This is a genomic window from Pseudomonas sp. (assembly GCF_050739655.1).
Classification (GTDB): domain Bacteria; phylum Pseudomonadota; class Gammaproteobacteria; order Pseudomonadales; family Pseudomonadaceae; genus Aquipseudomonas.
This window is the reverse complement of record NZ_JBOIBY010000139.1, coordinates 1-8,824: the sequence shown is the minus strand read 5'-3', so window position 1 is coordinate 8,824 and position 8,824 is coordinate 1. Positions and strand designations below refer to the sequence as shown.

9 protein-coding genes are annotated in these 8,824 nt (G+C 59.6%); 1 reads left to right on the top strand and 8 read right to left on the bottom strand.

Annotated features, from left to right (window positions below; translation table 11 throughout):
• Positions 1-89 precede the first annotated feature (89 nt).
• The gene (gene cysE, locus ACRESJ_RS07045; RefSeq protein ID WP_301051475.1) at positions 90-875 is read right to left on the bottom strand and encodes a serine O-acetyltransferase; all 786 of its coding nucleotides are present in this window, start codon (positions 873-875) and stop codon (positions 90-92) included.
• A 2-nt stretch (positions 876-877) separates the two neighbouring features.
• A complete protein-coding gene (trmJ, locus tag ACRESJ_RS07040) occupies positions 878-1,648 on the bottom strand; it encodes a tRNA (cytosine(32)/uridine(32)-2'-O)-methyltransferase TrmJ (RefSeq protein WP_431757262.1) in 771 nt (256 codons plus the stop codon).
• Between the two features lie 145 nt (positions 1,649-1,793).
• Here trmJ and suhB point away from each other — a divergent pair, with 145 nt between their 5' ends.
• On the top strand, positions 1,794-2,609 hold the full coding sequence (suhB, locus tag ACRESJ_RS07035; protein WP_048722801.1) for a type III secretion system regulator SuhB: 816 nt from the start codon (positions 1,794-1,796) through the stop codon (positions 2,607-2,609).
• 239 nt (positions 2,610-2,848) lie between these two features.
• Here the strand turns inward: suhB and ACRESJ_RS07030 are convergent, their stop codons facing one another.
• From ACRESJ_RS07030 to queA, 6 genes are all read right to left on the bottom strand, one after another.
• The gene (locus ACRESJ_RS07030; RefSeq protein ID WP_431757261.1) at positions 2,849-3,400 is read right to left on the bottom strand and encodes a glycine zipper 2TM domain-containing protein; all 552 of its coding nucleotides are present in this window, start codon (positions 3,398-3,400) and stop codon (positions 2,849-2,851) included.
• A 119-nt stretch (positions 3,401-3,519) separates the two neighbouring features.
• The gene (gene secF, locus ACRESJ_RS07025; protein ID WP_431757260.1) at positions 3,520-4,434 is read right to left on the bottom strand and encodes a protein translocase subunit SecF; all 915 of its coding nucleotides are present in this window, start codon (positions 4,432-4,434) and stop codon (positions 3,520-3,522) included.
• Positions 4,435-4,443: 9 nt separating this feature from the next.
• A complete protein-coding gene (gene secD, locus ACRESJ_RS07020; protein ID WP_431757259.1) occupies positions 4,444-6,312 on the bottom strand; it encodes a protein translocase subunit SecD in 1,869 nt (622 codons plus the stop codon).
• 65 nt (positions 6,313-6,377) lie between these two features.
• On the bottom strand, positions 6,378-6,716 hold the full coding sequence (gene yajC / locus ACRESJ_RS07015) for a preprotein translocase subunit YajC (protein WP_003185175.1): 339 nt from the start codon (positions 6,714-6,716) through the stop codon (positions 6,378-6,380).
• A 43-nt stretch (positions 6,717-6,759) separates the two neighbouring features.
• On the bottom strand, positions 6,760-7,875 hold the full coding sequence (tgt, locus tag ACRESJ_RS07010; RefSeq protein WP_431757263.1) for a tRNA guanosine(34) transglycosylase Tgt: 1,116 nt from the start codon (positions 7,873-7,875) through the stop codon (positions 6,760-6,762).
• A 14-nt stretch (positions 7,876-7,889) separates the two neighbouring features.
• On the bottom strand, positions 7,890-8,824 hold a 935-nt coding region (gene queA / locus ACRESJ_RS07005), incomplete at its 5' end, for a tRNA preQ1(34) S-adenosylmethionine ribosyltransferase-isomerase QueA (RefSeq protein ID WP_431757258.1).

Below are 8,824 nucleotides of genomic sequence, written 5' to 3'. Positions count from 1 at the left end.
CGGTGATTCAGTCAATATATTCGGTGACTGACGCGCAGCTTTCGCGAGCAAGCCCGCTCCCACATGGGTTTTGCAGTGATTGCGAGACTTCAGCCAGCCTTGGTGGCGGCACTTTCGCCCTTGATCTCGGCGAAGTCTTCCTTGCGCAGCTCAGGCAGATCCTTGGCGCAGTAGCTGCTGCCGAGGTCTTTCAGGGCACCGCACATACCGTCCAGCTTGCCGTCCACCGCTTGCAGGTGATCCAGCAACTGACCGATGGCACGCGCTACCGGGTCAGGCATGTCTTCGCTGACGCCATAGGCATCGAAGCCGATCTTCTCGGCCATGGCCTTGCGCTTGGCTTCCTGCTCATCACCCACTTCCGGCTTGACGATGATCCGCCCCGGAATACCGACAACCGTTGCGCCAGGCGGTACAGCCTTGGTCACCACAGCATTGGAGCCGACCTTGGCGCCCGCACCGACGGTAAACGGACCGAGCACCTTCGCGCCCGCCCCTACTACAACGCCATCTTCCAGCGTAGGGTGGCGCTTGCCTTTGTTCCAGGTTGTGCCGCCCAGGGTCACGCCCTGGTACAGGGTCACGTCATCACCAATCTCGGCGGTCTCGCCAATAACGATGCCCATGCCGTGGTCGATAAAGAAACGACGGCCGACCTTGGCGCCCGGATGAATCTCAATCCCGGTCAACCAACGGCCGAAGTTCGATACCAGCCGCGCCAGCCATTTCCAGCCCATGCCCCACAAGGCGCCGGACAGGCGATGGATCCAGATCGCGTGCATGCCCGGGTAGCAGGTCAGCACTTCAAAAGCATTGCGCGCCGCCGGGTCACGGTGGAAAACACTCTGGATATCTTCTCGCAAACGCTCGAACATTTTTAATCCTTCCGCTTAAGAAGCTCGCCACGGGCCGCTTTCTGGGTTTCCGTGAGGATGCCACGCAATGTATTCATTTCCGCTCGGCTGACCGAGCTGCGTCCGTACAACCGACGCAGGCGCGCCATCAAGTGCCGCGGTTTTTCCGGATCGAGGAACTCGATGGCCACCAGGGTTTGCTCCAGGTGCTCATAGAATCGCTCCAGCTCGTCCATGGTGGCCAGTTCGCCACTCTTGGTCGATGCAACCTCATCCTTTTCAACCTTGCTTGGCTGGCCTTCAGCGGCCAGCCAGGCCATGCGCACTTCATAGCTCAACACCTGCACCGCTGCCCCGAGGTTCAGCGAACTGAACTCGGGGTCTGATGGGATGTGCACGTGATAATGACATCGCTGCAGCTCTTCATTGGTCAGGCCGGAGTCTTCACGGCCGAATACCAAGGCGATTTCAGCGCCGCCGGCGGCCTCTTCCACGACTTTGGTCCCGCATTCGCGAGGATCCAGCAGCGGCCAGGGGATGCGACGGTCGCGAGCGCTGGTGCCGAGCACGAGGTTGCAGCCGACCAGGGCGTCTTCCAGGGTGGCAACGACCTGGGCTTTTTCGAGGATGTCATTGGCGCCGGACGCGCGCGCATCGGCCTCGTGGTGCGGGAACACACGCGGCTCCACCAGCACCAGGCGCGTCAGCCCCATGTTCTTCATGGCTCGCGCCACGCCGCCGATATTGCCGGGATGACTGGTATTGACGAGGACGACACGGATGTTTTGCAGCAAGGGAGGCGCTCTCGGACACGGGAAAGGGGAGCAAATCTTACAGAACAGCCTAAGGTTATGCCATGAAAGGTAACGTCGTCCTTCACCTGAAGAAAGTTTCTGCTAGAATGCTCGGCTTTCTTTAACAACCTTAGGTGACACATCCATGCAGCCCATGCTGAATATCGCGCTGCGCGCCGCCCGCAGCGCCAGTGAATTGATCTTCCGCTCCATCGAGCGCCTGGATACCATCAAGGTCGACGAAAAAGACGCCAAGGATTACGTATCCGAGGTGGATCGCGCCGCCGAGCAGAAAATCATCGACGCGCTGCGCAAGGCCTACCCTACCCACGGCATCCTCGGTGAAGAAACCGGCCTGCACAAAGGTAGCGGCGAAGGCGAAGACTACCTGTGGATCATCGACCCACTGGATGGCACCACCAACTTCCTGCGCGGTATCCCGCACTTTGCCGTGAGCATTGCCTGCAAATACCGTGGCCGCCTAGAACACGCCGTTGTGCTGGACCCGGTTCGCCAGGAAGAATTCACCGCCAGCCGTGGCCGTGGCGCCCAGTTGAACGGTCGCCGCCTGCGCGTCAGCGGTCGCACCAGCCTCGACGGCGCCCTGCTGGGTACCGGCTTCCCATTCCGTGACGACCAGATGGACAACCTGGAAAACTACCTGGGCATGTTCCGCGCCCTGGTTGGCCAGACCGCCGGCATCCGCCGCGCAGGTTCGGCGAGCCTGGACCTGGCCTACGTGGCAGCCGGCCGTTTCGACGCTTTCTGGGAGTCGGGCCTGTCCGAGTGGGACATGGCAGCAGGCGCCCTGCTGATTCAAGAAGCCGGCGGCCTGGTGAGCGACTTCACCGGCGGTCACGACTTCCTCGAAAAAGGCCACGTCGTTGCCGGCAACACCAAATGCTTCAAGGCAGTGCTGACGGCCATCCAGCCGCACCTGCCGGCTTCGCTGAAGCGCTAAGCTTCCGGCGACAAAAAAGCACCCTTCGGGGTGCTTTTTTTATGCCTGTAATTCCATTACACCAACCAACTCGATCCCTGTGGGAGCTGGCTTGCCAGCGATAGCGGTGGGTCAGTCTGCACATCTGGCACAGGCGATACCGTCATCGCGGGCAAGCCTGCTCCCACAGGTTTCTACGATGTTCTCCGGGACAAAAAAGCACCCCGAAGGGTGCTTCTTTTTAATCTGGCTTCAGCAGATCACTGCCCCTGCTGATTCTCCGACAAAATCAACTTACCTTCCTTATCCACAGGAATCTGATTCCCCGGATCGCGATCCATTCGCACTTTCCCCTCTTTACCACTCAGCGAGTACCGCACGTCGTAACCCACCACCTTGTCACTGATATCATTCACCGTATTGCAACGGGTCTGAGTCGTGGTGTAGGTGTCACGCTCCTGCATGCCCTCTTGAACCTTGTTACCGGCATAACCACCACCGACAGCGCCTGCAACCGTGGCAATCTTCTTGCCGGTGCCGCCGCCGACCTGGTTACCCAGCAGACCACCTGCCAGTGCACCGACCACTGTACCGGCGATCTGGTGTTGATCTTTTACCGGCGCCTGCCGGGTGACCGTTACATCCTTGCACACTTCACGTGGAGTCTTGATTTGCGTCTTGACCGGCTCTACGGCGAGTACTTGCGCGTACTGAGGACCGTTATCTTTAACCAGGCTGTAGGTGGCCACAGCGCCCCCGGCAGTGACACCGACAGCACCCAGTACAGCACCAACCAGCATCGACTTGTTCACATGAACCTCCTGACCATCAAATGCGGCACATGTCCGCGCTTCTCCCAGCCTTGGAGCATAAAAAAAGGCGCGAGTTCAACTCGCGCCTTTTTGGACTACACCGCCTAGAGAATTTTCACTCAAGGACGGTCGTCGACTTCCTTCTCGGTATTCACCGGTGGAATCAGGTCTTCAGTGCTCAGGTTCAGCCAGATCAGCACCACGTTGGCGATGTAGATCGACGAGTAAGTACCCGCCAGAACACCCACCAGCAGCGCCAGGGAGAAGCCGTGCAGGTTGTCACCACCGAAGAACAGCAGCGCCGCGATTGCCAGCAAAGTGGACACCGACGTCGCGATAGTCCGCAGCAGGGTCTGGGTGGTCGAGATGTTGATGTTCTCGATCAGGCTGGCCTTGCGCAGTACACGGAAGTTCTCACGAACCCGGTCGAATACCACGATGGTGTCGTTGAGTGAGTAACCGATAATCGCCAGTACCGCCGCCAGCACCGTCAGGTCGAAGGTGATCTGGAAGAACGACAGAATACCGATGGTCACGATCACGTCGTGGATCAGCGAAACGATGGCACCGACGGCGAATTTCCACTGAAAGCGGAACGCCAGGTAGATCAGGATGCCGCCCAGCGCCATCAGCATGCCCAGGCCGCCCTGGTCGCGCAGTTCTTCACCCACCTGCGGGCCTACGAACTCGACGCGCTTGACCGTCGCCGGGTTGTCACCGCCGACCTTCTGCAGCGCTTCGGCTACCTGGTGACCCAGTTGTGGATCTTCACCCGGCATACGCACCAGCAGATCGGTGGTTGCACCGAAGTTCTGCACAATGGCTTCGTGATAGCCGGACGAAGCCAGCTGTTCACGAACCTTGGTGACGTCGGCCGGACGCTCGTAGGTCAGCTCGATGAGCGTACCGCCGGTGAAGTCCAGGCCCCAGTTCATGCCCTTGTGAAACACACTGAACAAGGCCAGCGCAGTAAGGAACAATGTGACGCCGAACGCGAAGTTGCGGACGCCCATGAAATTGATTGTACGTAACATGGCAGCCCCTTAAATCCACAACTTCTTGAAGTCACGACCGCCGAAGATCAGGTTGACCATCGCGCGGGTGACCATGATGGCCGTGAACATCGAAGTCAGAACCCCGAGGGACATGGTGACAGCGAAGCCCTTGACCGGACCGGTACCCATGGCGAACAGGATGCCGCCCACCAGCAAGGTGGTCAGGTTGGCGTCGAGAATCGCGGTAAATGCGCGCCCGAAACCTTCGTTGATCGCCCGTTGCACGCTCATGCCCGCCGCGATCTCTTCACGGATCCGCGAGAAGATCAGTACGTTGGCGTCGACCGCCATACCCATGGTCAATACGATACCGGCGATACCTGGCAAGGTCAGCGTTGCACCCAGCAGCGACATCAAGGCCAGCAGCAGCACCATGTTCACGCCCAGCGCAACGGTGGCGATGATGCCGAAGAAGCGGTAGATGGCGATGATGAACAGCGAGACAAACAGCATGCCCCACAGCGATGCATCGATACCTTTGGTGATGTTGTCCGCACCCAGGCTCGGGCCGATGGTGCGCTCTTCAGCGAAGTACATCGGCGCCGCCAGGCCACCAGCACGCAGCAGCAGCGCCAGTTCGGACGATTCGCCCTGGCCGTTCAGGCCAGTGATACGGAATTGAGCACCCAGCGGCGACTGAATGGTCGCCAGGCTGATGATCTTCTTCTCTTCCTTGAACGACTGCACCGCAACGTCTTTCTCGACGCCATCGACCACTTGCTTGGTGTAAGTGGTGACCGGACGCTGTTCGATGAAGATCACAGCCATGCTGCGGCCCACGTTCGAACGGGTCGCGCGGCTCATCAGCTCGCCACCATGGCCATCCAGACGGATGTTCACTTCTGGCGTGCCGTGCTCGCCGAAGCCAGCCTTGGCGTCAGTCACCTGGTCACCCGTGATGATCAGGCCACGCTCGATCAACGCAGGCGGACGCTTGCCTTCGCGGAACTCGAATTCCTCCGAAGTGGCTTTCGAAGCGCCAGGCTCAGCAGCCAGACGGAACTCAAGGTTGGCCGTCTTGCCCAGGATACGCTTGGCTTCTGCGGTGTCCTGAACGCCCGGCAGCTCAACCACGATGCGGTTGGCGCCCTGACGCTGGACGATTGGTTCGGCAACACCCAGCTCGTTGACGCGGTTACGTACCGTGGTCAAGTTCTGCTTGATGGAGTATTCGCGGATTTCCGCCAGCTTGGCCGGGGTCATCGCCAGACGCAGCACCGGTTGACCGTTCAGGTCGGCCGGAACAATGTCGAAATCGTTGAAGTTCTTGCGGATGATCGAGCGAGCCTGTTCGCGGGCCGCTTCATCAGTGAAGCCCAGCTGGATGGCACCGTTGAGCTGCGGCAGGCTGCGATAACGCAGTTTCTCTTTACGCAGCAGGCTCTTCACATCGCCTTCGTACACTTTCAGGCGAGCGTCGAGGGCTTTGTCCATGTCCACTTCGAGCAGGAAGTGCACACCACCGGACAAGTCCAGACCCAGCTTCATCGGGTGCGCAGCAACATTGCGCAGCCATTGCGGGGTGGTTTGTGCCAGGTTCAGCGCGACGACGTAGTCATCACCCAACGCCTTGCGCACGACGTCTTTGGCTGGCAGCTGGTCTTCAGCCTTGGTCAGGCGAATCAGCCCGCCCTTGCCGTTGGCAGCCAAGGTGGCAGCCTTGACGTTGATCCCGGATTCCTTGAGCGCAGCGCTCACACGATCCAGATCAGCCTGATTGACCTGCAGCGCCGTGCTGGCACCGCTGACCTGAATGGCCGGGTCATCAGGATAAAGATTGGGAGCGGAATAAATCAGACCGATCGCCAGCACCGCCAGGATCAGAATGTATTTCCACAGAGGATATTTGTTCAGCATCACGCCGCCCGTTTATGACGCGGGGCGCCTTGCGCGCCCCGTCGATTGAAGATGAAGTTGGAACCTTAGATCGCTTTCAGCGTGCCTTTTGGCAGCGTGGCGGCGATGGCGCCTTTCTGGAATTTCATTTCGACGGTGTCGGAAACTTCCAGAACGACGAAATCGTCAGCAACCTTGGTGATCTTGCCAGCGATGCCGCCGGTGGTCACAACTTCGTCACCCTTCTGCAGGCTGCCCAGCAGATTCTTCTGCTCTTTGGCGCGTTTGGCCTGTGGACGCCAGATCATCAGGTAGAAGATAACCAGGAAGCCGACCAGGAAAATCCACTCAAAGCCGCCACCCATTGGGCCGGCAGCAGCCGGTGCAGCAGCGTCAGCCATGGCATTAGAGATAAAAAAGCTCATTTAGCACTCCAGTTGCAAATGTTGAATCTTGGGGTCAGAAAACTCAGTCCAAAGGCGGAACAGGCAACCCGCGTTTGGCGTAGAAGGCATCGACAAAGGCGGCCAATGTACCCTGTTGAATAGCCTCGCGCAAACCAGCCATAAGCACTTGATAATGGCGCAAGTTATGGATGGTATTGAGCATGCTCCCCAGCATTTCGCCGCACTTGTCCAGGTGATGCAGATAAGCGCGGGAGAAGTTCTGGCAGGTATAGCAATCGCAGGTCGGATCGAGCGGCGAATCATCATGGCGATGGAACGCGTTTCGGATCTTGATCACGCCAGTATCAATGAACAGATGCCCGTTGCGGGCATTACGGGTTGGCATCACGCAATCGAACATGTCCACACCGCGGCGCACACCCTCCACCAGATCTTCCGGTTTGCCAACGCCCATAAGGTAACGAGGTTTGTCAGCCGGCATCATGGCTGGCAGATAATCCAGCACCTTGATCATTTCATGCTTGGGCTCGCCCACCGACAGACCGCCAATGGCCAGGCCGTCGAAGCCGATCTTGTCGAGGCCTTCCAGGGAGCGCATGCGCAGATCCTGGTGCATGCCGCCCTGAACGATGCCGAACAGCGCCGCCGTGTTGTCGCCATGGGCGTTTTTCGAGCGCTGGGCCCAACGCAGGGACAACTCCATGGAGATGCGGGCAACGTCTTCGTCGGCCGGGTACGGCGTGCATTCGTCGAAAATCATCACAATGTCGGAGCCCAGGTCACGCTGGACCTGCATCGACTCTTCCGGGCCCATGAACACTTTCGCGCCATCGACCGGCGAGGCGAAGGTCACGCCCTCCTCCTTGATCTTGCGCATGGCGCCCAGGCTGAACACCTGGAAACCACCGGAGTCGGTCAGAATCGGGCCTTTCCACTGCATGAAATCGTGCAGGTCGCCGTGCTTCTTGATCACTTCGGTGCCAGGACGCAGCCACAAGTGGAAGGTGTTACCCAGAATGATTTCAGCGCCAGTCGCCTCGATATCCCGCGGCAGCATGCCCTTGACCGTGCCATAGGTGCCCACCGGCATGAAGGCCGGGGTCTCGACGGTGCCACGGGGGAAGGTCAGGCGACCACGACGAGCCTTGCCATCGGTGGCAAGCAACTCAAAAGACATGCGACATTCGCGACTCATACGGTTTCCTCTGGGCCTGGCTCTTTAGGACCGGCAGGCGCGGGGTTACGGGTGATGAACATCGCATCACCGTAGCTGAAAAAGCGGTATCCGTTGTCGACCGCGGCTTTATAGGCCGCCATGGTCTCCGGATAACCGGCGAACGCCGAAACCAGCATCAACAGCGTGGATTCAGGCAAATGGAAGTTGGTGACCAGGGCATCGACCACATGAAACGGTCGGCCCGGGTAGATGAAAATGTCTGTATCGCCGCTGAACGGCTTGAGCACGCCATCGCGGGCGGCGCTTTCCAGGGAGCGCACGCTGGTGGTCCCCACGGCCACCACGCGACCGCCGCGAGCACGACAGGCAGCGACCGCATCCACCACGTCCTGGCCGACTTCCAGCCATTCAGTGTGCATGTGATGGTCTTCGATCTTTTCGACCCGCACCGGCTGGAACGTGCCAGCGCCCACGTGCAAGGTCACGAAAGCGGTCTCGACGCCCTTGGCGGCAATCGCCTCCATCAGCACCTGATCGAAATGCAGCCCCGCCGTCGGCGCCGCCACCGCGCCCAAACGCTCAGCGTACACCGTCTGATAGCGCTCGCGGTCCGAGCCCTCATCCGGGCGGTCTATATAAGGAGGCAACGGCATGTGCCCGACGCGGTCGAGCAGCGGCAAGACTTCTTCAGCGAACCCCAGTTCGAACAGCGCGTCGTGACGCGCCAGCATCTCGGCCTCGCCACCGCCGTCGATCAAAATCTTCGACCCAGGCTTTGGCGACTTGCTGGAACGCACGTGGGCCAGAACGCGATGACTGTCGAGCACCCGCTCCACCAGGATTTCCAGCTTGCCGCCGGAAGCCTTCTGGCCAAACAGCCGCGCCGGAATCACCCGGGTATTGTTGAACACCATCAAATCGCCCGGGCGCAAATGCTCAAGCAAATCAG

Coding starts and splice junctions, on each gene's coding strand:
- secF (WP_431757260.1), bottom strand. CDS start 4,434: ATGTTACGTACAATCAATTTCATGGGCGTCCGCAACTTCGCGTTCGGC.
- suhB (WP_048722801.1), top strand. CDS start 1,794: ATGCAGCCCATGCTGAATATCGCGCTGCGCGCCGCCCGCAGCGCCAGT.
- tgt (WP_431757263.1), bottom strand. CDS start 7,875: ATGTCTTTTGAGTTGCTTGCCACCGATGGCAAGGCTCGTCGTGGTCGC.
- cysE (WP_301051475.1), bottom strand. CDS start 875: ATGTTCGAGCGTTTGCGAGAAGATATCCAGAGTGTTTTCCACCGTGAC.
- yajC (WP_003185175.1), bottom strand. CDS start 6,716: ATGAGCTTTTTTATCTCTAATGCCATGGCTGACGCTGCTGCACCGGCT.
- secD (WP_431757259.1), bottom strand. CDS start 6,312: ATGCTGAACAAATATCCTCTGTGGAAATACATTCTGATCCTGGCGGTG.